This is a genomic window from Blautia aquisgranensis, assembly GCF_040096615.1.
Lineage (GTDB): Bacteria > Bacillota > Clostridia > Lachnospirales > Lachnospiraceae > Blautia_A > Blautia_A aquisgranensis.
Window position 1 is genome coordinate 194,629 of the sequence record NZ_JBBMEJ010000003.1, and the last position, 25,871, is coordinate 220,499.

At 44.1% G+C, this 25,871-nt stretch carries 20 protein-coding genes and 1 other annotated feature; of the genes, 13 read left to right on the forward strand and 7 right to left on the reverse strand.

Annotated elements, in window-relative coordinates; translation table 11 throughout:
* Positions 1–255 precede the first annotated feature (255 nt).
* The gene (locus WMO28_RS04380; protein ID WP_349056192.1) at positions 256–1,509 is read left to right on the forward strand and encodes an ATP-binding protein; all 1,254 of its coding nucleotides are present in this window, start codon (positions 256–258) and stop codon (positions 1,507–1,509) included.
* A gap of 338 nt (positions 1,510–1,847) precedes the next feature.
* Complete coding sequence (locus WMO28_RS04385; RefSeq protein WP_349056170.1) at positions 1,848–2,840, forward strand: virulence RhuM family protein; 993 nt, start codon at positions 1,848–1,850, stop codon at positions 2,838–2,840.
* A 255-nt stretch (positions 2,841–3,095) separates the two neighbouring features.
* On the opposite strand, the gene ilvN is transcribed toward WMO28_RS04385, so the two are convergent.
* The 3 genes from ilvN to WMO28_RS04400 all read right to left on the reverse strand — a co-directional run bounded on the left by ilvN (position 3,096) and on the right by WMO28_RS04400 (position 7,052).
* Positions 3,096–3,605: an acetolactate synthase small subunit gene (ilvN, locus tag WMO28_RS04390; protein ID WP_118063734.1), complete on the reverse strand. Its 510-nt coding sequence runs from the start codon at positions 3,603–3,605 to the stop codon at positions 3,096–3,098.
* A 13-nt stretch (positions 3,606–3,618) separates the two neighbouring features.
* A complete protein-coding gene (ilvB, locus tag WMO28_RS04395; RefSeq protein WP_178645044.1) occupies positions 3,619–5,337 on the reverse strand; it encodes a biosynthetic-type acetolactate synthase large subunit in 1,719 nt (572 codons plus the stop codon).
* A gap of 94 nt (positions 5,338–5,431) precedes the next feature.
* Positions 5,432–5,674 (reverse strand) — a binding site (T-box leader).
* Between the two features lie 91 nt (positions 5,675–5,765).
* Positions 5,766–7,052: a CNNM domain-containing protein gene (locus WMO28_RS04400; protein ID WP_178645045.1), complete on the reverse strand. Its 1,287-nt coding sequence runs from the start codon at positions 7,050–7,052 to the stop codon at positions 5,766–5,768.
* 239 nt (positions 7,053–7,291) lie between these two features.
* Here WMO28_RS04400 and WMO28_RS04405 point away from each other — a divergent pair, with 239 nt between their 5' ends.
* The 6 genes from WMO28_RS04405 (at position 7,292) to WMO28_RS04430 (ending at position 14,820) form a co-directional block, all read left to right on the forward strand.
* Positions 7,292–7,990 (forward strand): ABC transporter ATP-binding protein, encoded by a 699-nt coding sequence (locus tag WMO28_RS04405; protein ID WP_349056171.1) that lies wholly within the window; start codon positions 7,292–7,294, stop codon positions 7,988–7,990.
* 10 nt (positions 7,991–8,000) lie between these two features.
* Positions 8,001–10,316 carry an ABC transporter permease gene (locus tag WMO28_RS04410; RefSeq protein ID WP_349056172.1) on the forward strand — a complete coding sequence of 772 codons (2,316 nt, stop codon included), beginning with the start codon at positions 8,001–8,003 and terminating at the stop codon, positions 10,314–10,316.
* A gap of 217 nt (positions 10,317–10,533) precedes the next feature.
* Positions 10,534–10,914, forward strand: a complete 381-nt coding sequence (locus WMO28_RS04415; RefSeq protein WP_178645048.1) for a diacylglycerol kinase — start codon at positions 10,534–10,536, stop codon at positions 10,912–10,914.
* 81 nt (positions 10,915–10,995) lie between these two features.
* Entirely contained in the window at positions 10,996–11,427 is a 432-nt protein-coding gene (locus WMO28_RS04420) for a hypothetical protein (RefSeq protein WP_178645049.1), read from the forward strand.
* A gap of 144 nt (positions 11,428–11,571) precedes the next feature.
* A complete protein-coding gene (locus tag WMO28_RS04425) occupies positions 11,572–13,170 on the forward strand; it encodes an AarF/UbiB family protein (protein ID WP_178645050.1) in 1,599 nt (532 codons plus the stop codon).
* Between the two features lie 45 nt (positions 13,171–13,215).
* The gene (locus WMO28_RS04430) at positions 13,216–14,820 is read left to right on the forward strand and encodes a xylulokinase (protein WP_349056174.1); all 1,605 of its coding nucleotides are present in this window, start codon (positions 13,216–13,218) and stop codon (positions 14,818–14,820) included.
* A gap of 2 nt (positions 14,821–14,822) precedes the next feature.
* On the opposite strand, the gene WMO28_RS04435 is transcribed toward WMO28_RS04430, so the two are convergent.
* Positions 14,823–15,350: a flavodoxin family protein gene (locus WMO28_RS04435; protein WP_349056175.1), complete on the reverse strand. Its 528-nt coding sequence runs from the start codon at positions 15,348–15,350 to the stop codon at positions 14,823–14,825.
* Between the two features lie 239 nt (positions 15,351–15,589).
* On the opposite strand from WMO28_RS04435, the gene WMO28_RS04440 reads away from it, so the two are divergent.
* A complete protein-coding gene (locus WMO28_RS04440; RefSeq protein WP_178645053.1) occupies positions 15,590–16,390 on the forward strand; it encodes an MBL fold metallo-hydrolase in 801 nt (266 codons plus the stop codon).
* An 83-nt stretch (positions 16,391–16,473) separates the two neighbouring features.
* Here the strand turns inward: WMO28_RS04440 and WMO28_RS04445 are convergent, their stop codons facing one another.
* Positions 16,474–17,688 carry an ATP-binding protein gene (locus WMO28_RS04445; protein ID WP_349056176.1) on the reverse strand — a complete coding sequence of 405 codons (1,215 nt, stop codon included), beginning with the start codon at positions 17,686–17,688 and terminating at the stop codon, positions 16,474–16,476.
* Positions 17,689–17,975: 287 nt separating this feature from the next.
* Here WMO28_RS04445 and larE point away from each other — a divergent pair, with 287 nt between their 5' ends.
* A complete protein-coding gene (gene larE / locus WMO28_RS04450; RefSeq protein ID WP_349056177.1) occupies positions 17,976–18,803 on the forward strand; it encodes an ATP-dependent sacrificial sulfur transferase LarE in 828 nt (275 codons plus the stop codon).
* A gap of 72 nt (positions 18,804–18,875) precedes the next feature.
* On the opposite strand, the gene WMO28_RS04455 is transcribed toward larE, so the two are convergent.
* Both WMO28_RS04455 and WMO28_RS04460 read right to left on the reverse strand, forming a co-directional pair.
* Positions 18,876–20,840: an oleate hydratase gene (locus tag WMO28_RS04455; RefSeq protein WP_178644070.1), complete on the reverse strand. Its 1,965-nt coding sequence runs from the start codon at positions 20,838–20,840 to the stop codon at positions 18,876–18,878.
* 179 nt (positions 20,841–21,019) lie between these two features.
* On the reverse strand, positions 21,020–21,592 hold the full coding sequence (locus WMO28_RS04460) for a TetR/AcrR family transcriptional regulator C-terminal domain-containing protein (RefSeq protein WP_178644072.1): 573 nt from the start codon (positions 21,590–21,592) through the stop codon (positions 21,020–21,022).
* 181 nt (positions 21,593–21,773) lie between these two features.
* Here WMO28_RS04460 and WMO28_RS04465 point away from each other — a divergent pair, with 181 nt between their 5' ends.
* The 3 genes from WMO28_RS04465 to WMO28_RS04475 are packed head-to-tail and all read left to right on the forward strand — an operon-like array spanning position 21,774 to position 25,864.
* On the forward strand, positions 21,774–22,802 hold the full coding sequence (locus WMO28_RS04465; RefSeq protein ID WP_178644074.1) for a substrate-binding domain-containing protein: 1,029 nt from the start codon (positions 21,774–21,776) through the stop codon (positions 22,800–22,802).
* A complete protein-coding gene (locus WMO28_RS04470; protein ID WP_349056178.1) occupies positions 22,780–24,288 on the forward strand; it encodes a sensor histidine kinase in 1,509 nt (502 codons plus the stop codon). Before WMO28_RS04465 ends, WMO28_RS04470 begins: the two co-directional genes overlap by 23 nt.
* Positions 24,266–25,864 carry a response regulator gene (locus tag WMO28_RS04475; RefSeq protein WP_349056179.1) on the forward strand — a complete coding sequence of 533 codons (1,599 nt, stop codon included), beginning with the start codon at positions 24,266–24,268 and terminating at the stop codon, positions 25,862–25,864. The genes WMO28_RS04470 and WMO28_RS04475 overlap by 23 nt, the downstream gene beginning before the upstream one ends.
* Positions 25,865–25,871 lie beyond the last annotated feature (7 nt).

The following is a 25,871-nucleotide window of genomic DNA, read 5'->3' on the forward strand; positions in this document are numbered from 1 at the left end:
GATTTTGGAAATACGTTCTTATTGCAGACATCAGATATAAAAGGAATAAATATAGATATACAAAACACCTAACGGAATTTATGGTAGGTGTTTTGTATATAGAATAAATTAAATAATCAATTATCTTAAAAGAAAAAATAGACAAAACATACTAAAATATCTTTTAGCAATTGAAAAATAGGTTTGCATGCGGTATACTAAAAGAAAAATAGGGCATAATATACCAAAATATCTTTTAGAGGTGCTTAGATGAATATCGAAATAAAGAGAGATTATTATTTAGAACAACTCATTAGTCGCATGGATAATGGTTTAATAAAAGTTGTTACAGGAATTCGCAGATGTGGAAAGTCATATCTTTTGCGTACGCTATTTAAGAAATATTTGCTTGAACAAGGTGTTTCAGAGGATCACATCATTGAAATGGCATTCGACCTATATGATAACATTGAATTTAGAGACCCAAAAGTGTTTTATCTTTGGGTGAAAGAACAACTAAAAGATGGGGAGAAATACTTTATTTTGCTGGATGAAGTTCAGATGTTAGATGAGTTTGTGAGCGTGTTGAATGGACTTGCGGATAAAAAGAACTGTGATGTATTCGTAACAGGAAGTAATGCCAAGTTCTTGTCCAGGGATATAGCTACGGAATTTGGCGGACGTGGTGATGAAATACACATGTACCCATTAAGCTTTTCCGAGTTTATGAGTGTATATGATGGGCATTATTATGATGGTTGGAATGAATATATTACCTATGGTGGCATTCCAATTGTTGTTCTGGCAGATACTGATGAGCAGAAGATGGCACTATTAGATAATTTGTTTAAAGAAACATACATTCGTGACATTGCCTCTAGAAACAAGGTCAGAAATGTAGGAGAGATGGAAACGCTTCTCAACATTCTTTCGTCAGCTATAGGATCATTAACAAATCCGAATAAGCTGCAAAAGACTTTCAAAAGCGTGAACCAGTCAAAGATTACTGCTACAACAATTACAAAGTATATAGAATATCTTGAAGATTCCTTCCTGATTGAAGAAGCGAAAAGGTTTGATATTAAGGGGAAATCATATATAGGAACACCTATGAAATATTATTTTATGGATATGGGGCTTCGCAATGCCAGGCTTAACTTTAGGCAGATGGAAGTAACCCATTCTATGGAAAATGTGATATATAATGAACTTCGAAAAAGAGGTTACAGGGTTGATGTAGGAAATATAATGATTGTTGAACCCGGCAAAAATGGAAAACCTGTGAAGAAGCAATTAGAAGTGGATTTCATTTGCAGCAAAGGATCAAAGAAGTATTATATTCAGTCTGCATATTCATTAGAAACGGAAGAAAAAATGGCTCAAGAAATCAGACCGTTTACCAAAATCAATGATTCATTCAAAAAGATTGTCATTACATCAAATACACCGAAACCATTTTATAATGACGATGGAATTTTGATGATGAGTGTATTTGACTTTTTACTAAAGCAAGAGTCATTGGAACTTTAATTTCTAAAAGATATTTATGGATATTATGCCCAAGATATCTTTTAGTGATGAGTACAACAGAATAAACACTTTTTAACGATAGCTCCGACCTATCGTTAAAAGGTTCGTGGATATGTTCCCTTATACGGACTGAAACTTCTGACGTACTTGGTGAGCAGTCGAGCCATGTGGAGACGGTGTGCCTTTTGGGCAAACGAAAACCAGATACCACGGTAAAACTCAGTGTGGATATGGAGGATTACTACCATATTATAAATGATAAAGATGAGAAATGATGATTTCGCTATAGTGACTTGTTCACGTTGATAATATATCTGATTTTGGAGGAAAATTAATTTATGGATAAAGAAAAAGCAGATATGATTATTTATACGACAGAGGATGGTCTGACGAAAGTTGAAACTACTTTTGATGGTGATACAGTCTGGTTGTCTATTGATCAGATGGCAGAATTGTTTCAGAGAGATAAATCAACCATTTCCAGACATATAAAAAATATATTTACAGAAGGTGAATTACAGCGGGATTCAGTTGTTGCAAAATTTGCAACAACTGCTTCTGATGGAAAAGTTTACAATGTAGATTATTACAATCTTGATGTTATTATTTCTGTTGGCTATCGTGTAAAATCAAAACGAGGAACACAGTTCAGAATCTGGGCAACTGGGATTTTAAAAGAATACATGAGAAAAGGTTTTGCTTTAGATGACGATCGTTTGAAAAATCTGGGTGGCGGTGGATATTTCAAGGAATTGTTGGATAGAATCCGTGATATTCGTGCATCCGAGAAAGTATTTTATCGTCAGGTTCTGGAAATTTATGCAACGAGCATAGATTATGATCCGAAAGCGGAAATATCTATTGTATTTTTCAAAAAAGTGCAAAACAAAATTCATTACGCAATTCATGGACAAACTGCAGCAGAAGTAGTTTATACCAGAGCCGATGCAGAAAAAGAATTTATGGGACTTACTACTTTTAAAGGCAATCAGCCAACCTTAAAGGAAGCTGTAGTTGCCAAGAATTATTTATCTGAAAAAGAATTGCGGGCAATGGGACAGCTGGTATCGGGATATCTTGATTTTGCAGAACGTCAGGCAGAACGAGAACAGGCTATGACAATGAGGGACTGGGCAGAGCATCTGGATCGGATTCTGACAATGAGTGGTGAACAGCTTTTGCAGGGGAATGGAAGTATATCGCACAAACAGGCTGTTGATAAAGCGACTGGTGAATATAAAAAATATAAAGCGCGAACACTCAGCACGGTAGAAGAAGACTACCTGAATTCAATAAAAATATTGGAGAAGAAAACAGATAAAAAACAGTGAGAGCATCATCGGAATTAGTGGTCTGGTATTTCCGATGTATTATGAAGTCTTTGAAGGCGAAGCAATTTGGTTGCTCAACGAAAACACAGTCGAGACCATCGCATTACTTTCAAAAGTGCACACCGTTGCAAACGTTTGATTCTCACGGCCCCATCTTTATTTCAACAACGGGAAGAAATCCCTCCGCAGCAGCTGGCGCTGTCTGCGGAAGAGATGATCTTCCCGTTGTTTTTATATCGTGGTATTATTCAGCTTTTATCTCTCCATCATACTGATAGACTCAATTCCAACACTTCCGCCACGAACTACTTCGATCTGCTTAAACTCTTCCTTGATCAGTTTGATAACAGCATCGTTCTTGGTTGCTGTCTGAACAAATTCCAGAAGAAGGCTGTCCTTGCCGTAGTCGATGACACGGGCCTTGAAGGTCTCAGCGATCTGGAAAAGCTCTACTTTATCCTCAGGAGAACATCCCTTGACTTTAATATAAAGAATCTCTTTCATTCTTACGAACACATCTGTAAAATCAATAACCTTGATGACTTCGATCATACGGTTCAGCTGTTTCTTGATCTGTTCAAATGTTTCATCATCGCTGACTGTGGCGATGGTCATTCTGGAAACGGTAGGATCCTCGGTGGTTCCAACTGTAAGACTGTCCAGGTTATAGGACTTTCCGGAGAAAAGACCGGAGATCTTGGAAAGAACACCTACCTGGTTTTCAACGTAAAGAGAGATCCATCTTTTTTTCATTCCTTTATCCATGATACATTTCCTCCTAACAATCCATGATCAGGTCAGCCAGAGTTCCGCCCGGCTTAACCATCGGGTAAACCATTTCCTCCGGATCAATGATAAATTCGATGATCGTAGGAGTTTTTGTGTTTTTCTTAGCCTCTTCGAAGGCAGCTGCGATCTGGTCTTTTTCTGTGACGCGGATTCCCTTTGCACCGTAGCTCTCTGCGAGACGGATGAAATCCGGTGTGTATTCCGGATATTCCTGACCGTCTGTACGGCGGGAGAGTGCACCGGCCTTCAGGTTTGTCATGGCGTAACGTTTTCCGTAGAAAAGCTTCTGCCACTGGCGGACCATTCCGAGATATTCATTATTGAAGATACAGCAGATGATCGGAAGCTCCTCCAGAACTGCGGTAGCCAGCTCCTGAATATTCATCTGCATGCCGCCGTCACCGGAAACGGAGATGACCGGTGTGTCCGGATTACCAATCTTGGCACCGATAGCACCTGGAAGGCCGTAACCCATGGTTCCAAGTCCGCCTGACATGATCAGCTGACGGTTCTCGGTGATGTCTGCATACTGGCTCACCAGCATCTGATGCTGACCTACATCGGTAACAAGAATGGCCTTGTCAAACTGGCGGTTGATCTCGCCGATGATATCCAGCGGTCCCATAATACCACGGTCCTTCATGGTAAGAGGATGCTCTTCTTTCCATTCCCGGATTTGCTTCAGCCATTTGCCGGTATTACATTCCTGCACATATTCAGCCATTTTTGTGATAGCCTCTTTTGCATCGGCAACAATGGGGATATCTACATGGATGTTTCTGGAAATGGAAGCGGTGTCGATATCAATGTGGACGATCTGTGCATGTGGAGCAAATTCATGGAGCTTGCCTGTGATACGGTCGTTAAAACGGGTTCCGATGGAAAACAGAAGATCGCATTCATTCACTGCCATATTTGCGGCATAAGCGCCGTGCATACCAAGATTTCCGATAAACAGAGGGTTCTTTGTGGAAATGGCGCCACGTCCCATAACGGTTGTGACAACCGGGATCTGAGTTTTCTCAACAACCTGGGTAAAAATCTCCTGCGCACGGGAAATGATCACACCGCCGCCGGCAAGAAACAGAGGTTTTTTGGCCTTCTGCAGCATTTTGAGGGCACGCTTCAGCTGTCCGATGTGCACGCTGGTGTTAGGCTTGTAGCCACGGATATTGACAGTCTTCGGATACTCAGCATTTCCCAGCTCGGCCATTACATCCTTTGGAAGGTCGATGAGAACAGGTCCCGGACGGCCGGTACGTGCGATGTAAAAAGCTTCTTTAATAATGCGGCCGAGGTCTTCACGGTTTCTTACGGTAACACCGTATTTTGTGATGCTTCGTGTAATGCCGACGATATCAACCTCCTGGAACGCGTCGTTGCCGATGAGATGACGGGCAACCTGACCGGTGAAGCATACGAGAGGAACACTGTCGTAGTTGGCAGTGGCAAGACCTGTGACAAGGTTGGTGGCACCAGGGCCGCTGGTTACCAGGCATACGCCCACCTTTCCTGTAGTACGGGCATAGGCATCTGCCTCATGGACAAGAGCCTGCTCGTGACGTGGCAGGATGATGTCGATGCCGCTCTGTTTATATAATTCATCACTGATATCGATGGTGCAGGCACCAGGATAACCGAACAGAACATCAACGCCTTCTTCTTTTAAGGCTTTTACAAGCAATTTGTTTCCGGAAATCTGTTTCATGAATTGGTTCCCTCCTTTGATGATGTGAAAATGATAAATGGCTTTTGCAGAATTTTTTTCCAATAAAAAAGTCCCGGCATATCGGATAAAATATGCTCAGGACGGATGATTCCGCGGTACCACCTGTTTTCAGAGGTAAAACTCTGCTCTCTGCCAGTACGAAAAATATACTGCCTCCCTGTAACGTGGGAATGACGTTGAAGCCTACTGCATGAAGATCCATGGTTCAGTCCACTGCTCGAGGGCTACTTCCATAATCCTGTCACGAAGATTCTCACCGACCATCTTCTCTCTGGGCATCCGAAGAATATGTACTATTCCCTGTCATTGCATTTAGTAAATGTGAATAAAAATTTTAAACTATTATAATATAAAATAGCGGAACTGTCAATGAAAAATGACAGCTCCGCTAAAACTGGTCTTCGTAATCAATCTTCGGTTTTTTCAACTGTTTCCGGACTTTTTTCCGGAAGATAGACATGTACCTTCTCGATACGGTTCTTATCCAGCTTTTCCACAATGAGACGGATACCTTCGTCTGTGATCACTTCGTCACCGGCTACCGGGAGACGGTCCAGATGTTCAATGATAAATCCGCCAAGAGAATCATAATCCTCAGAATCCAGCTCCGTGTGAAGATGATCGTTCACATCGTCCAGATGCATGGAGCCTTCAATGATATACTCGCGGTCAGAGATCTTCTGTACAAGCTCATCCTCTTTTTCGTCGTATTCGTCATGAATCTCACCGACGATCTCTTCCAGGATATCCTCCAGTGTGATAAGACCTGCCATATCGCCGTATTCATCCAGAACAATGGCAATGTTGAAGGTGGAATCCTTCATTTCAACAAGAAGATCGGAAATGCTCTTACGCTCGTAGGTGAAGTGCGGTTTTCTGAGAAAATGTTCAATATCAAATTTTTCATCCTTATTATAAAGAAGAAGATCCTTCATGTTGATGATACCAACGATATTATTCTGGCTGTCCTTATAAACCGGGAGACGGGTGAATTTATCTTCACGGAAGATCTCAATCAGTTCATCGTAAGTGGAATTCACATCAGCAAAGGTTACATGTACTCTCGGTACCATGATATCTTTTGCTGTAGCATCTCCGAGATCGAACACGTTATAGATCATTTCTTTCTCGTCCGATTCGATAACTCCGTCCTCATGGCTGACATCTACGATGGTACGAAGCTCTTCCTCAGTCATAGCTTTGTTCGCGGCATCCGGGTCCACACGCATGAGACGCATCACACCTCTGGAAAACAGATTGATGATAAAGATCACAGGTGTCATGATGGTCATGAGAAATTTGAAAACCGGAATGTAGCGGAGAGTGATCTTCTCAGCATTGATGGTCGCGTAGTTCTTCGGTGTGATCTCGCCGAAGATCAGGATCAGCACAGTAAGGATGACTGTGACAATGCTGACCATATATCCGCCAAAGCTGTATGCAAGTGTAGTTGCAAGGGAAGATGCCGAAATGTTCACAATGTTGTTGCCGATGAGAATCGCACTGAGAAGCTTCGGGGTCTGGTTCTCCAGAATATCAAGAGCCATAGCCGCCCGCTTGTTCCCCTCGTCTGCCAGGGAGCGGAGACGGATCTTGTTTACCGACATCAGCGCGGTTTCGTTAGATGAGAAAAAGGCTGACAGTGCCAGCAGAATAAGTAATATGATTATCTGGTAAGTGTCGCTAGGGTCCACTTTAAATGTTCACTCCTTTAAATTTGAAAAAAATATACAGATACTCCCACATTATATACTTTTTTACCGGTTTTGGCAAGGGCAGCGTGAAGTGTCCCGGGAATCTGTTTTGTTACTGATCACGGAGTAAACAGCAGCTGTATTTACGAAAAATCTACGAAAACGGAGGCAACAGCTTGACAAAATAGTAAGCCTGGACTAACATGGCTTTAAAGGTATCTTGTGGAAGGAGAAAATATATGTTTCTGGAGATAAAAGGAATCAAAAAATCCTTTGGGACAGGTGAGAGTCATGTGGATGTCCTGAAAGGAATCGAACTGGAAATAGAAAAAGGAGAATTCTGTGTTCTCTTAGGCCCGTCCGGTTCCGGAAAATCTACACTTCTGAATATTATCGGGGGTATTGACGGTGCAGATTCCGGGAGTATCACCATTGAAGGTGAATGTCTGGAGGATATGAAAGAAAAGAAGCTTTCGGTTTACCGCAGAAAGCACCTGGGATATATTTTTCAGATGTACAATCTGATCCCCAATCTGACTGTGAGGGAGAATATTGAAGTGGGTGCTTACCTGAGTGATCAGCCGCTGGATGTGGACGAGCTTCTTACTACGCTTGGACTTTACGAGCATCAGCGGAAGCTTCCGAATCAGCTTTCCGGAGGTCAGCAGCAGCGAACAGCTATCGGGCGTGCTATTGTGAAAAATCCGGATATTCTCTTGTGCGATGAGCCTACGGGAGCCCTGGATTACAACACCTCCAAGGAAATCCTCAAGCTGATCGAGACCGTGAATCACAAATATGGAAATACGATCGTCATGGTCACACACAATGATGCCATCAAGGATATGGCAGACCGTGTGGTGAAGCTTCGTGATGGTATGATCCGAAAAAATTATCAGAATGAACACAAGATTCCGGCAGCAGAGCTGGAATGGTAAGGGGGACGGTATGAAGAGTCCTTTACGAAAGCGTATCCCCAGAGAGCTGAAAGGGGAATTTGGAAAATATCTGGTGGTTTTTCTACTGATGGTGCTGACCATCGGGTTCGTTTCAGGCTTTCTGGTGGCAGACGGAAGTATGCTGACAGCTTACAACGAAAGCTTTGCCAAATATAACATCGAAAACGGAAATTTCCGCACAGCAGAAAGAATCTACAAATCCCAGTGGAAGGATATAGAAGCTGCCGGTGTAAAGCTTTATGAGAATTATTACATAGAAGAAGACCTGGACAATGGAAGCACCATGCGTTTCTTTAAGAACCGGGAACAGGTGAACAAGGTCTGCCTGATGAAGGGAGAAATGCCCTCCAGAGAAAACGAGATCGCCATTGACCGTATGTATGCAGACAATAACAGTCTTACAATTGGCGACACCCTTACAAAAGGAAAAAGATCCTGGAAGATCACAGGTCTGGTGGCTCTTTCTGATTACAGTGCACTGTTCCAGAATAATAACGATTCCATGTTTGATTCCGTGAAATTCGGTGTGTGCGTAACAACTCCGGAGGGATTTGATGCCCTCAGTCAGGATAAGCTTCAGTACAACTATGCCTGGATCTACAACAAGCAGCCAGAAGATGAGAAAGAGGAGAAAAAAATCTCCGAGGATCTTATGGAGGACATAGGAGATGTTGTGACCCTGGAGACTTTTGTGCCGCGTTATCTTAATCAGGCGATCATGTTTACCGGGGATGATATGGGCAGTGACAAGGCAATGGTGGTTATGCTGCTCTATATCGTGATCGTGATCATGGCTTTTGTATTCGGAATCACCATCAGCAACACGATCCGCAAGGAAGCCGGTGTGATCGGTACCCTACGTGCATCCGGTTATACAAGGCAGGAGCTGATCCGGCATTATATGACTCTGCCGGTGCTGGTAACGCTGGCAGGTGCACTGATCGGAAATATTCTTGGCTATACAGTGTTCAAGGGTGTCTGTGCGGACATGTATTATGGAAGTTACAGTCTTCCAACTTACGTGACCATATGGAATGCGGAGGCGTTCCTTCTGACAACGGTGGTGCCGGTGGTGATCATGGTACTGATCAATTATGCTGTGCTCCGATACCGGCTGCAGCTTTCCCCGCTTAAATTTCTGCGGAGGGATTTTTCAGGAAAAAAACAGAAACGTGCGGTTTACCTAAGCCCGAAGATCGGAATCTTTTCCAGGTTCCGCCTGCGTGTGATCTTTCAGAACACCAGCAATTATATTGTGTTGTTCATAGGAGTTATTTTTGCAAATCTTCTGCTGTTTTTCGGAATGCTTCTGCCGTCTGCGCTGGATCATTATCAGCAGGAGATCCAGGATAATATGCTGGCAAAATATCAGTATATGTTATCAGTGCCTGCAAGTGTGTCATCCGGAAACAAGCTGGATGGAATGCTCTCCCTGCTGGAATATTATATGGATACCAGAACGGATAATAAGGATGCGGAAAAATTTTCCGCCTATTCGCTGAATACCCTGCCTGGCAAATATAAAAGCGAGGAGATCCTTTTATATGGAGCGGAGCCGGAAAGCCAGTATATCCATGCGGATCTGTCCGGTGACGGCGTATATATTTCCAGCGCCTATGCAGACAAATACCGGATAAAAAAAGGCGATACCATAACTTTGAAGGAAAAATACGAGAAGGATGAATATTCCTTTAAAGTGGATGGAATCTATGAATATACGGCAGGTTTATGTGTATTCATGGAGCGAAATAAGCTGAACGAGATCTTTGATCTGGGAGATGATTATTTTGGCGGATATTTTTCGGACACGAAAATCACAGATATTGATGAAAAATATATCGGTTCTGTGATCGATCTGGAATCCCTGACCAAGATATCTAGGCAGCTGGATGTTTCTATGGGAGATATGATGGGAATGATGTACGGGTTTGCGGTGATCATATTCCTGGTTGTGATCTATCTTCTTTCCAAGGTCATCATCGAAAAAAATGCCCAGGCAATCTCCATGACGAAGATCCTCGGTTACACGGACGGCGAAATCAGCAGGCTGTATATTCTTTCCACATCTCTGGTTGTGGTAATCTGTCTGCTCTTAAGTCTGCCCATTGAGCGGCAGGTGATGGAGGTACTGTTCCGTGAGATGATGCTTGCCAGCATATCCGGCTGGATCACCATGTGGGTAGACCCAATGATCTATGTAAAAATGATGGCGATCGGAATCGCGTCCTATGCAGTGGTCGCAGCCCTGGAATTCCGGAGGATACGTCACGTTCCGATGGATGAGGCATTAAAAAATGTAGAGTAAAAAATAAGGAGTATATGCGATTAAGTGCAGCAGATTTACGTTTCTGCTGTGCAGATGAGTTATCTGTGAATAATTGCATATACTCCTTAAATATTTATAAATTTTCTGAAATACTGGAAATATTACTACAAACTTGATATAATAAACGCAACAATCCTCTGATGCACGAATACCTGGAGCACAGGGGATAATTCACACAGGAAATCAGGTGAGGAACATGGCAGACAGGAAGAAAGATTCGCTGTATAAGAGCTTTGGTTATGCTTTTGAGGGCATTTTTACCTGTATCCGGAAGGAACGCAACATGAAGATCCACTGCACGGTGGCTGCGCTGGTTGTGATCGCGGGAGTAATCCTTGGGCTTTCGGTGACGGAATGGTGCATCTGCCTTGGCCTGTTTGGCATGGTGATGTCACTGGAACTGGTGAATACAGCTGTGGAAGCAGTAGTGGATCTTGTGACCAGTGAACGTCATCCGCTGGCAAAAATTGCCAAGGATACAGCAGCCGGAGCGGTACTGATCGCTGCGATCATGGCGGCAATCGTGGGGCTGATCATTTTTGTTCCCAAGGGACTTGCTTTTCTGGGAATATGCTGAGAAACAGATGGAAACAGGAACCCGGCGCAGGGCTGGTCGAAGCGACCTGACTGCTGTGGGTTTATGAAAGGAGAATGCACTATGGAATTAGGAGACGGACTGAAGAAAATCTTACTGGCAGGTATCGGTACTGCAGCAGTGACAGCAGAGAAATCCAAGGAAATTCTGGATGAGCTGGTTAAGAAGGGAGAACTTACGGTTGAGCAGGGCAAGGTTCTCAATCAGGAGCTGAAGCACAATATCAAGTCAACCGTTAAGACTGCCGCAGATTCTGTGAAAGAATCCGCAGCCAGAAAGAACGAGCAGGAGGAGCTTAAGGCGACGATCTCCAAGCTGACACCGGAGCAGCTTGCAGCTGTGAAGGCACAGATCGAGAGCATGCAGGCTGAGGCAGATGCAAAAGAAGAAGCCGAAGCACCAGCGACAGAGCCTGCTGAGGATGCAGCCACAGAGCCTGTAGAAGAAGAGGAAACAGAAGCAGCCGGCGGGAGTGAGGAAGCTCCGGAGGCATAATAACGGGGAACTTCGAAGAAAGCAGCAGAATTTATGGAAGAAGCCGGACAGAATAAGACGGTGGAACAGGAACAAAAGATAGTTTAAGCGCAAAGAGGAAGCTTGAAAGCTGTCGGATAATTGATAACGTAAACGGAGAATTTTATGACCAGAGAAGAACAGGAGAAAAAAGAAAAAAGCGGATATGGAGAACGGCTGAGAGAAATCACAGCCGTTCTGAAAAAGCATGCCATTACCCGGGGTGTTTCTCCTGAAAAACTCCGGCTCATACTGGAAGACCTGGGCCCGACTTATATCAAGTTGGGTCAGATTATGTCCCTGCGTTCCGATATTTTGCCCAAGAGATACTGTGATGAGCTGATGAAACTCTGTTCCGATGTGCCGCCCATGCCTTTTTCACAGGTGATAGAAGTTCTGGAGGAATCCATGGGCTGTCCATGGCAGGAGGAATTTCAGCGCATTGATGAGAAGCCCCTTGGAGCTGCATCCATTGCACAGGTGCACCGGGCAACTCTGAAAACAGGGGAAGAGGTTGTGATCAAGGTTCAGCGAAAAGGAATCTATGAGACTATGGCCCGGGATATCGGACTGATGCATAAGGCTGTGCGTCTGATGCCACCAGTAAGTATCAAGGGCATGGTAGATCTGAACATGGTCTTAAGTGAACTGTGGACTGTGACCCAGGAGGAGATGAATTTCCTGACGGAAGCTGCAAATATGGCGGAATTTGCGAAGAAGAATAAAGATGTGGCATTTGTGAAGGTGCCTGTTCTTTACCGCGAATATATTTCACCACATGTTCTGGTAATGGAATATATTGACGGCTTTGCGATCAATGACCGGGCAGATCTTCTGGCGAATGGATATGATCTCAATGAGGTCGGAACGAAATATGTGGACAATTTTATCAAGCAGGTGATGGAAGATGGTTTCTTCCATGCAGATCCTCATCCCGGAAATGTACGGATTCAGGAGGGAAAGATCGTCTGGATCGACATGGGAATGATGGGGCGTCTTACAGAACACGACCGTCAGCTGATCAGCGAAGCCATAGAAGGCGTTGCCATGAACAACATCGGCAAGATTCAGGATGCGGTTCTGGCTCTGGGAGATTTCAAGGGAAAACCGGATTCCAGCAAGCTGTATGAGGACATCCGTGGTCTGATGGAGAAATACGGAACTGTCGATATGGGAAGTATTGATGTGGCAGAGGTAATGGTGGATCTGATGGAGGTCATGAAGGAGAACAAGATCATGATGCCTCACGGGCTTACCATGCTGGCCAGAGGACTTACCCATGTGGAGGGTGTTCTGGCGGAGATCAGTCCGGAGATCAACATGACACAGATCGCGGCAGCCAGGATCAAGGAACAGTTTCTGGCCAACGGAAACTGGAAGCATGAGCTGAAAAAGGGCGGAAAAAATCTTTTCTGGTCCATGAAGCGGGCAGTGGATATCCCTTCTCTTGCAGCGGATTTTCTGCAGGGCTGTATGAAAGGACAGACCAAGATCAATCTGGATCTGCATGCGTCAGATGATATGGCATGGCTTTTAAGAAGACTTGTGCGGAACATTGTGATGGGGCTCTGGGTGATGGCACTTCTGATCAGCTCCAGTATCATCTGCACCACGGATATGAAGCCGAAATTGTGGGGAATTCCGGCACTTGGTGCTTTTGGATATATATTTGCGTTTATTATTGTTTTATATGTATTTATCAAGCATTTCTTTTCACGGAAATAGAGATGGCAGTGCTACAGAGTATATTAATATGGGAGGATTTTTGCAATGGGAGTAAGTGAGGCAAAAACAGCGATTCTTGAGAATCGTACAGCACTTGGAATCGAGTTCGGTTCCACAAGGATCAAAGCAGTTCTGGTGGATGATAAGAATCAGCCGATCGCATCGGGTGCTTATGAGTGGGAGAACCAGTATGTGGACGGAATCTGGACCTACAGCCTGGAAGAGATCTGGAAAGGTCTTCAGGGAAGCTACCAGGACATGGCGAAAGATGTGCAGGAGAAATATGGTGTGGAGCTGACAAGCGTAGGTGCTTTTGGTGTCAGTGCCATGATGCACGGATACATGCCGTTTAATAAGGCGGGAGAGCTGATGGTTCCGTTCCATACCTGGCGAAACAATATTACAGGAGAGGCTTCGGAGAAGCTGGCAGAGCTTTTTCATTATAATATTCCTCAGAGATGGAGTATCGCACATTTGTACCAGGCGATCCTTAAAGGCGAGGAGCATGTAAAAGATATCGATTATATCACAACCCTGGAAGCTTATGTACACTGGAAGCTGACCGGAAAAAGAGTTCTTGGTATTGGTGATGCGGCAGGAATGTTTCCAATCGACAGTGAGACGAAAGATTATAATGAGGAGATGGTACAGAAATTTGATGAGCTGATCGCTCCTTACGGTTTTTCCTGGAAGCTTCGTGATATCATGCCACAGGTTATGGTAGCAGGACAGAATGCAGGATACTTAACTGAAGAAGGTGCGAAGCTTCTGGATGTAAGTGGAAAGCTGAAAGCAGGAATTCCGATGTGTCCGCCTGAGGGAGACGCTGGAACCGGCATGGTTGCAACAAACAGTGTACGCCAGCGTACCGGAAATGTTTCCGCCGGAACCTCTGTCTTCGCAATGATCGTTCTGGAAAAAGCACTTTCAAAACCATATAAAGAGATCGATATGGTCACAACGCCTGCCGGAGATCCGGTTGCCATGGCACATTCCAACAACTGCACCTCTGATCTGAATGCGTGGGTGAATGTATTTAAGGAATTTGCAGAGGCAATGGGCATGGACGTGGATATGAACAAGCTGTTCGGAACCCTTTATAATAAAGCACTGGAGGGCGATCCGGACTGTGGCGGTCTTCTTTCCTACTGTTATTTCTCCGGTGAGCATATGACCGGTTTTGAAGAAGGACGCCCTCTGTTCGTGCGTTCCCCTGAGAGCAAATTTACTCTGGCTAATTTTATGAGAAATAATCTCTATACCTGCCTTGGGGCCATGCGTGTGGGCCTGGATATCCTTTTGAACCAGGAGCATGTAAAGATCGATAAGCTTCTGGGACATGGCGGCCTTTTTAAGACAAAAGGTGTCGGACAGCAGATCCTCGCAGATGCGGTAAATGCACCGGTTTCTGTTATGTCAACTGCAGGAGAAGGCGGAGCCTGGGGAATTGCACTTCTGGCTTCCTATCTTGTTAATAAAAAAGATGGCGAGGAGCTTGCAGATTTCCTGGATGAAAACGTATTCAAGGGAAATGAAGGCAGCACACTCGCACCGGAAGAAGAGGGCGTGAAGGGATTCAATGCTTTTATGGACCGGTATATGAAAGGCCTTGGCATTGAGCGTGCAGCTGTAGAGTCGGAAATCTGGTAGATTTACAGGCTGGCTGCCAGCTTTTTAATATCTTCCAGTTGCGGACAGGCTTTCATGCTGCCTTTATCCAGCATATTCGGGACGGTGATGATTCCTTTATCCTCCCACTTGAGATAAGCGGTCATTCCCTTGTACTGTGCAATGGCCGCGTCAAAAACATGATCAGCGCCTGCGTCAAGAAGAAGTGCAGTTTTGTTAAAATGGAATCCTGTGCTTCCGCAGGCGTACAGACGGTCAATAACGGTCTTAAGCTGCGCGGTCATATCGAACCAGTAGACCGGTGATGCAAAAACAACCATATCGGTGTCGGAAAGCTCTGCGAGAACGTTTTTCATATCGTCATCCTGGACGCACTTTCCGCCGTGGGAGTAGCAGTATTTGCATCCGAGACATCCGCGGATGTTCATATTTGCGATATTAAGGATATTTACGGTGTGACCGTTTTCTCTGGCAGTTTCTGAAAAAGTATCTGCCATGATCTGTGTGTTACCGTTGTGGCGTGGACTGCCGTTTAAGATTGTGATCTTCATTTTGAATTCCTCCGTTTATTATGTATAGCCGAAGCAAATGCAGAAAAAAATCTGCATTTGCTTTGGCTATATTGTAACACAAAAATATAAACGGGATGAAAAGAATTCAGGAGTGGAATTGTTTGATTATATGTTTTTACGGAATTTTATTGAAAATAATTCTCCGTAATGATATCATGAGACACGAAAAACACAGAAAAAATAAGAGAAACCGTACATATACAGGAGGAGAAAAAACAATGAAATTAACCATGCTTGGAACCGGAAATGCTCTGGTAACTGAGTGTTACAATACCTGCTTTGTGCTCAGCGATGAGTATGGACATTTTCTGGTTGACGGAGGCGGCGGAAATACCGTGCTTTCCCAGCTGAAAAAAGCAGGCATTGATCTGATGGATGTTCATGAGATCTTTGTTACACATAAGCATGTGGATCATATCATGGGAATCGTGTGGGTGATCCGTATCATCTGCCAGAACATGAAGAAAGGTACTTATCAGGGTGAGGCTAATATCTACGCACATGACGAAGTGATCGGACTTCTGAAAGACATGGCATTCAAGCTTCTTAATAAGAAAGAGACTCAGTACATCGGTGACAGACTTCACCTCATCGAGGTAAAAGACGGCGAGGAGAAAACCATCCTTAACAAGAAAGTAACTTTCTTTGATATCGGTTCCACAAAGGCGAAACAGTTCGGCTTCCAGATGATCTACGGAGACAACAAGGTACTGACCTGCTGCGGAGATGAGCCGTATAACGAATGTGAGGAGAAATATGCCAAAGGCAGCGACTGGATGTTCCATGAGGCATTCTGTCTGTACGGACAGCGTGATATCTTCAATCCTTATGAGAAACATCACTCCACAGTCAAGGATGCCAGCGAGCTCGCTGAGAATCTTGGCGTGAAGAATCTTGTCCTGTATCACACAGAGGATAAGAACATCAAGAACCGTAAAGAGCTTTACGGAGCAGAGGGCAGAGAGTACTATCACGGAAATCTCTTTATTCCGGATGACCTTGATGTGATCGAGATGTAATAAAATATGTAAAAGTGACCGGGGATACTGTGATGGGTATTCCCGGTCTTTGTATATACATCCAGGCATTTCACAGGAAAAGCTCAAGTCCAATCATTCATTAAAAGAAATTCCCGGATATTTTTGTGTTTGATCCCGTTCTGACTCATATCAATTTCATCCATGGAAACAACGTATTTAGGAAAATTATCACGTATGGAATCATAAACGCCGAATTCCCGTTGGATTGTTGACTCAGAGGCAAGCAGGTAAGTAACCTGGATGTAAAGTTTCTGAGACTGTATCTGACATACAAAATCTATTTCCTTTGAGCCGGATTTTCCAACGGTAACAGAATATCCGCGGCGCAGCAATTCCATAAAAATGATATTTTCCAGAATAAGGTTTATATCTTTCATATTTCCACCGAATACCGCCTCGCGTAATCCATGATCTGCCATATAATATTTTTCGTTGGTAGCCAAAATTTGTTTTCCCTGCAGATCCTGACGTTTAACCTGATAAAAAAGATAAGCGTTTGTACAGTAATTTATATAATTTAAAACCGTTTCCGGTGAGACTTTACGTTGCTCATTTTTCATAAATTTCACAATAGAAGATGATGAAAAGGTAGAACCGATGTTTCCAATTACATAAGAGACAATGCGGGAAAGCATATCCACATCTCGTATTTTGTTCCGTTTTACGACATCTGTAAGGACTACGGAGTGGTAAATATCAATCAGATACTGTCTTGCGGGTTCTTCCATAAAACGGAGGTTAGCCAGATAGGGCATACCACCTAAAAGAAGGTATTTTTGAAAAATGACAGTGTCAGAAGAATCCGGAAAAACAGAAAGATACAATTCGCGAAATTCAGAAAAAGAAAAGGGATATATGGTGAATTCCACATAACGGCCACCCAATACAGTCGCAAGTTCTCCGGAAAGAAGCCTGGCATTAGAACCGGTAATATAGATATCACAATCCAGCTCCAGGCGGAAAGAATTGATACATTTTTCCCAATGCTCAACTTCCTGAATTTCGTCAAAAAAAAGATATATTTTACCGGAAAGATTCCGGGTACGCTGTATAACTTCATCATGAAGAGCCTGGGCTGTACATAAATGGGAATTTCTCATATCTTCAAAATTGAAGGATAAAAACTGTAAATCGCTGATGCCGATATTTTTCAATTCTTCTTTAATAAGCTCAAGCATAACAGATTTGCCACAACGTCGGATACCGGTCATAACTTTTACAAGATCTGTGTTGATAAAAGGACGAATACGTTGCATATACATTTCACGCTTAATCATGATAAACACCTCCTATATATAGTATATCAAAGATATACTGGAAAATTCAAATAAAATTATTAAGTTTTTAAGTTATAACTGAAAAATTTGGAATAATAATGATTTTATAAGTTATAATAAAAATAGTACTTGTAAATTTATTAGTGATAATGGAGTGACAGAAAACACTTGTACGTTTCATAGCTATCGTTTACAATATGGTCATGATAATTTTGGTACCTGCAGGTAAGTAACGTGAAAATTACATTTGCCTGCTATATATAATAAGCAGCGAGGTGACAGAATATATGCCAGTAACAGATCGAATCACCCTTCAAAAAAAATATCAGAAACTTCAGGAAATCCTTCGTTCCCTGGGAAGCGTTGCTGTAGCTTTTTCCGGTGGAGTGGATTCCACATTTCTTCTGAAAGCAGCACAGGAGACACTTGGCGATAAGGCTATAGCCATTACGGCATGTCCCTGCTCCTTTACAGAAAGAGAGCTGAAGGAAACAGAGGATTTTTGCAGAGAAAATAATATCCCGCAGGAGGTATGCAGGATCAATGAATTCGAGATTCCCGGATTCCGCCAGAATCCGCCGGATCGCTGCTACATCTGCAAAAAAGGTATTTTCACAAAACTCTGGGAAGCTGCGAAAGAAAAAAATATCAATATGATCGTGGAAGGTTCCAATATGGATGATCTTGGAGACTACCGCCCTGGGCGTCGTGCCATTGTGGAGCTGGGAGTGCGAAGTCCGCTTCAGGAGGCTGGACTTTATAAGGACGAGATCCGGGAGCTGTCGAAAGATATGAACCTTCCCACCTGGAACAAGCCGTCTTTTGCATGTCTGGCGTCCAGATTCGTATATGGGGAAACGATCACAGAGGAAAAGCTCCGCATGGTAGATCAGGCAGAGCAGTTTCTCATGGAGCTTGGTTTTCATCAGTTCCGGGTGCGTATCCATGGAACCATGGCCAGGATCGAGGTTCCGTCTGAGGATATCCTTAAGATTGCAGATAATGAGGCAAGAGAGAAGATCACGGAGAAATTCCGTTCTCTTGGATTTTCCTATGTGACACTGGATCTCCAGGGCTTTCGTTCCGGAAGCATGAATGAAGTGTTGGGAAAATAAGAAAAATAAAGAATAAATTAAAGTTCCCGGAAATACTGAAAATAGGTATTTCCGGGAACTTTTGCTATAAATTTACATATAATCTTTCAGAACATTATGATCACGAAGCACCTTCTCCACAACCGTTCCTTTTACAACATTGAGGAGCGGTTTTTTCAGTGCGTTCAGTGGTCCGGGCAGCTGGATCTCAAGCGGAGATTTTCCATCCATCAGCTTCACGCTGCTGTCAAGAAGCTCACGGATATCGTAAACACTTCCCCATACTTCCGGAACACCACGATCTACACCGAGAAGACCATATACAGCCTCCATTGCGGTACGCACGGAATATTCTGTGGTGAATACAGTATCACGAGGAGTCTCAGCAAACTGACCGAGGAAAGCGAAGTTCACGCAGCCATCCGGAATAACATCCGGGCGGTCGCCCTTGGTACGTGGCATGAAGAATGCAGTGATATAAGGCATCATGGTCGGAACGCAGATGGCACTGTTTTCAGCCATCTCGTCGATCTGCTCTACCGGAACGCCGAGATGATACAGCCACTCAGCAGTGATCTCTTTACCGGTGCAGTCCCTCATAGGTTTCTTGATATAGTCACCAGGAACATCGGTGAACAGTCCGTATACCCATACGCAGACCTTCTTCGGATCCTGTTCCTTGAACTGGCCCTGACGGTTGATGGTCCAGCTTAACAGCCATTTGGAATCCTGACAGCTGACGATACCGCCGGTAACAACCTTGCCGGAGCGGGGATCACGCTGGCAGATATTGGTAATATACGGGATGATGCGGTCATCCAGTGTGGTGATGGTAGCGGATTCCCAGTTGGTTTTCTGGATATCGGAGCAGAATTTTTCCGGATGTCCGAAGGACGGATCCTGTGCGGCAATGTTTTTCCACAAGGACCATACACCACTTGTACGAACTTCGGCATCTCCGTTTGGAGCATGGTTCTGGTCGCCGTAAATAGTGCCCTCTGTGCAGCTTCCGTTTGTGACGAATACAAGATCGTTTTCTGTAAGAAGGATGCCCTGCTCTACGCCTTTGACTTTGCACTCAATGGCAGAAGCGATCTTTTTTCCATTTTTGAAATCGAAGATCACGTTTGTGACCTCTGTATTGAACTGGAAGTCAACGCCTGCATCCTCCAGATATTTCTTCATAGGAAGGATCAGGGATTCGTACTGGTTATATTTGGTGAATTTCAGGGCACTGAAATCCGGAAGTCCTGCAATGTGATGGATGAAACGCTGGAAATAAAGCTTCATCTCCAGAGCACTGTGCCAGTTTTCGAATGCGAACATGGTGCGCCAGTACAGCCAGAAGGTAGAATCAAATACCTCATCATCGAAAACATCCTCGATAGTTTTGTCGTAAAGATCCTCGTCCTTTGTCATGAATAGTTTCATGATCTCCATGCAGCCCTTCTGGCTTAAATTAAATTTGCCGTCTGTGTGTGCGTCCTGGCCACGGTTTACAGTTGCACGGCAGAGAGAGTAGTTCGGGTCGTGCTTGTTCAGCCAGTAGTATTCATCCAGAACAGAAGCACCTGGTTTTTCCAGGGAAGGAATACTGCGGAAAAGATCCCACAGACATTCAAAATGATTCTCCATCTCACGGCCGCCACGCATGATATAACCTCTGGACGGATCGAAGATTCCATCGCAGGCACCACCGGCGATATCCATGGCTTCCAGAATGTGGATATGATCTCCAGGCATCTGTGCGTCTCTTACCAGGAAGCAGGCAGCTGCCAGGGAAGCAAGGCCGCTTCCGACGATGTAAGCATGCTTTTCATCCACGCCTTCCGGTTTCTCCGGGCGGGCAAAGGCTTCGTAATTACCATTGGAATAGTAGATACCCTTGCTGTTTTTGTCATAACGGCCGCGCTCTGTATTGCGGTAGTTCTCAGTTGTTTCTTTTACGTGGAAGCTTTCTTCCTCATTGATCTCTTTCGTTTTTTTCATCAGCATGGCTGCGCCTGCTCCGGCTGCTGCAAGTGCTGCGAGTCCCATGAATCCTTTTTTATCTGACATATGACATCCACCTTTCGTAAATGAGATACTGTTTTGTATCGAATCAACGGTTCTTTGTTTCTGTTGAGGCTATGATAGCCCATCCGGGAAAAAGATTCTATTTACAAAACACCGGGAATGTTCAGTTTCTTATCATTATGCCACTTTTGATAAGTTTTTATTCTGCTGTGATAAGTTTTTTATGTCAGAGGAGCGGCTTCTGTGGAAAAATTGCGGATTGCGTTGTCAATGCTTCCATATAAAGCGGTAGCGATATCATCTACGATCACATGATAATCCTCCTTCATTCCATTTTTGATCCAGTCCAGCATAAGTCCCACAAAGCTGTATTTGTAGAGATTTGCGATAAAGATCTTCTGATCGTTGGTGATGGAGCTGTTCTGGGATTTTTCCTCCACAACGCCCATGAGAAGGTCAAAGGTAAGGTGAAACAGATAATTTTCGATCTGTTCCCGGCCTACACAGCGGTAGACATTTAAAATAAAGGGTTTGTTTTCCATTACGGCATCAAAGATCTGAAGAAGTCCCTCCTGCCAGGTAGAAGAGGTCTTTTTTCCCTGAAGGGCAATCCTGGCATCCTCAAGGCAGGACCATTCCACGAGATCATAGATATCCTTAAAATGATAATAAAATGTCATGCGGCTGATTCCACAGTCCGCGGTCAGATCGCTGATGGTGATCTTATCCAGCGGTTTTTTGAGAAGCAGACGTTTCAGGGATTCCTCAAGGGCAGATTTTGTTGCATTTGTCATGATTTTCTCCTTTATAAGATGAGTGGTATGAGCTTTTTGAGTTTTCGGTTATTGTTATTAATATAACATGAAAATGCACAGAAAATCTATGCGAAACAATGACTTTTCTGTGAAAATATGATAAACTAGTTACTGTTTATTTGAATTTCGAGTATCTATAAAAGAAGGAGTCTCTCCGCATATGAAAAAGAAACCAATCTATATCCTGCTGATATTTGCGGCAATAGCACTCCTTGTCTATATGACAGGAGAATCCTATTACAACGGTATTATTGAAAAAGCAGGACTGGATAAAAAAACAGAAAAAGTCTATCAGTATAAATACGATATGATCGTGGACAGTCCGGATTCAGAGTTCTGGCAGGAGGTATACACAAGTGCAAAAAAGACAGCAGCCGGGAATGATGTGCTGCTTGAAATCATGGGAACAGACCGTGGAACTTCTTATAATAAGCTGGACTATATGAAGATGAGCATTGCTGCCAAGGTGGACGGGATCATCCTGCAGTACAACGGGGAATCCGGACTGGAGCAGGCTATCAATGATGCAGTGAACAGTGGGATTCCGGTCGTGACGGTGATGAGTGATGCTGTGCACAGCCACCGCCAGAGCTTTGTGGGCGTCAGCGATTATCAGCTGGGAATGGCTTACGGCGAGATTGTTTCCAGATATGTGGATGAGGATACACAGAAGATCCTCATCCTTCAGAAAAGGGACATTGATGATATGAACGAAAGTCAGATCTATACCCAGATCAGTAATGCAGTACAGGCAGAGACAGGTTCCGATGAGATTTCCATCAGGGGAAAAAATCTCCTCTCAACAGGAACCTTTGAGACAGAGGAGGCTGTCACCGATATTTTCCAGCAGAAACGGAACATTCCGGATATTCTTGTGTGCATGGACGAGGAAACGACAGAATGCGCGAGACAGGCAGTTCTGGATTTCAACCTTGCAGGTAAGGTGAAGATCATTGGCTATTACACCTCTGAGGATATTCTGGCAGCAGTGGAAAAGGGCGTGATCTCTGCCACCTGTGACATGGATACCACACAGCTTGGACAGTACAGTGTGGAAGCCCTGACCAATTATATCAAGGATGGAAGAACCAATTCCTTCTATAATGTGGATATTAATTTCCTTGACAGGGAAGCAGTGCAGCAGATGAGAAAGGAGGCGGCCACAGATGAAAAAGTTCCGGTGGAGTGACCTTTCTCTGGTAAGCAAGATCGTGATCGAGGTAGGCGTGCTGGCTGCCCTTCTGTTTACGATCAATATGCTGTTTTATATGCGGATCAACAATTCCATGCAGGAGATGGATGATGTGTACGCCAGCAACGCACAGATTACAGAGCTGGGGCAGGTTTTTGACGATGTGCAGGACAGCATGTATCAGTACCTTAAGGTAAAAAGCTCTCAGGCACTGATGGATTATTATCAGAATGAGGCGAAATACAGGCAGGAGCTGGATAAGCTTAACGACCAGAACATTGAGGATTCTGTAAAGCTTCTGGAAAAAAAGATCCGTAAGATGTCCGAATCCTACCTTTCCTGTACAGCGGGAACTGTTGCTGCCAAACGAGGCAGAAATGTAGAAAAATACAAACAGAAATATGATGACAGCCTGGAGCTTTACAGTTATATCCAGAGTTCCATGGATGAACTGAACAAGCAGCTTTTTAAAGAGAACTCCCAGACCTATGGAGCACTCCGGGCTGTGATGAAATATCTGGAGATCAGTAACACGGTGATCATGCTGCTGGCTGTTGCCTGCGGAATGGTTCTTCTGATCATGGCGACCAAGGGAATGTTCCGGCCTCTGACCAGTATGGCGGAAACAGCACAGCTGGTAGGCCAGGGGAATTTTAATGTGAAGATGCCGCCTACAGATGCGAGGGATGAGCTGGGTGAAGTAACAAGAGCGTTCAATACCATGGTGGAGAACCTGGCACTTTATATTACAAGGACAAAAGCCAGCATGGAAAAGGAGCAGCAGATGATGGAGAGGGAGCTTCTGATGGAAACGCATCTGAAGGAGGCCCAGCTGAAATATCTCCAGTCCCAGATCAATCCGCATTTTCTTTTTAATTCCCTGAATGCGGGTGCCCAGCTTGCCATGATGGAGGATGCGGAAAAAACAGGGATTTTTGTGGAAAAGATGGCGGATTTTTTTCGATATAATGTAAAAAAAGGCGAGGAAGATGCTTCTCTTGAGGAAGAGCTGGAGGCGGTAGATAACTATATCTATATCTTAAATGTGCGTTTTGCGGGGGACATTCATTTTTCAAAGAGAGTGGATTGTGATGTGGAAAATGTGCGTGTTCCCAGCATGATCCTGCAGCCGGTTGTGGAAAACGCGGTGAATCACGGAATACGCAATATTGACTGGGAAGGTCATATCGATCTGAGTGTGGAACGCTGGGACGATCACATTGAGGTCAGTGTCCGGGATAACGGATTGGGAATGACAAAAGAACAGATCGAGAGAGTACTGTCCAAAAAAGCGCACAGCAGTTCCGGTGAGGGTGATTCCACAGGAATCGGAATGAACAATGTGATCAGCCGTCTTGAATTGTATTATCAGCAGGACGGACTGATGGAGATATACAGTGAAGGCGAAGGAATGGGAACAGAGGTTGTGATCAACATTCCTCTGGAGAGGAGCGAAAAAAATGTACAGAATTCTGCTTGCTGATGATGAGGGAATCATGCTGGAATCTCTGAAGAGCATCATCAGTTCGAATTACGGAAATGAATGTGAGATCCACACTGCAAAAACAGGCCGTGCAGTGGTGGAAGAGGCGGAGAAATATCCGCCGGATATCTGCTTTATGGATATCCAGATGCCGGGCTTAAGCGGTATTCAGGCGATCCGCGAGATTCAGAAATTTAACAGATCTGTAGTGTTTGTGATCATCACAGCCTATGATAAATTCAATTATGCAAAAGAAGCGGTAAACCTTGGAGTTATGGAATTTCTGACCAAGCCCGTAAATAAAAAAGTGGTTCTGGAAACCTGTGCAAAAGCTATGGAAAAGGTAGACTCCACCAGACAGAAGAGAAGTGATGATCTTCGCATTCGCGAAAAGCTGGAGACAGTTGTGCCCATGATCGAAAGTGGCTATATCAATAATATCCTGCTTCAGGATGATTTTCAGACATATCAGGATAATTACCGGGAGCTTCTGGATATTCAGCAGGAGTACGGATATATGATTGTGGCAGAGTTTGGAGATTCCATGGAAAACGGAGTTCTCACGAATGCGGTAGGCGCCAGCGTCAAAGCCAATAAATTCTATTCTACCTTCCGGGAAATCGCCCAGGGATTTTTTGAATGTCTGGTAGGACCGATCATGGGAAACCGTATCGTGCTTCTTGTTCCTTACAGGAATGCAACAGAGGATTATGAGGAAAGAGTGGAGATCGTAACCAGAACCAGAAACATGGTACATAAGCTGGAGAGCCGGATCGACAGCAAGTTCCGCTGTGGAATCGGAAGAGTGAAAGAGCTTGGAAGCACCATGAAGGAATCCTTCAAGGAGGCCATGATCGCACTTCGTGAAAGTACAAGCCATGTGATCCATATCGAAGATGTTCCGGCAGCCCAGAAGTATGACGGGGAATATCCGAGAGACCTGGAGCGGCGCTATGAGAAACGCGTAATGGATAAGGATGTGGCAGGCGCTTTGAACTGTGTAGAAGAATTTTTCCGGTGGATGGAGAACCAGCCGGGAGTCAGTACTGAGGATATGCAGATCAAGGTACTGGAGCTTGTGATGGGCGTGGAAAAAAAGGCTTTTTTCGAAGGCGCGGTGAAATATGCGATCGGTTATCGAAAAAATTATATTCATGAGCTGCAGGCATGTGCAGGTATGGAAGAAATGAAGAAATGGTTTCTGGATAAGACTTCGGAGATCTGCAGCAACATGGAGAGTGCCAGGGAAAAAGAGGCAGTGTCCATTATTGAAAAAGCAAAGTCCTATATCCGGGACAATTACAAAAAAGATATTTCGCTGGACGAGGTATCCAGGGAGGTAGATATCAGTCCATATTATTTCAGCAAGCTTTTCAAGCAGGAGACGGGTGGGAACTTTATCGAGTATCTTACAGGGGTACGTCTCAGAAATGCAAGAGAGCTTCTCAAGGATTCGGAACTTTCCATCAAGGAGATCTGTGCGGAATCCGGATACAGCGATCCCAATTATTTCAGCAGAATATTCAAAAAATATGAGGGCGTGACACCAAGTGAATTCAGGGAGAGATTGAGGTAGAACAAAA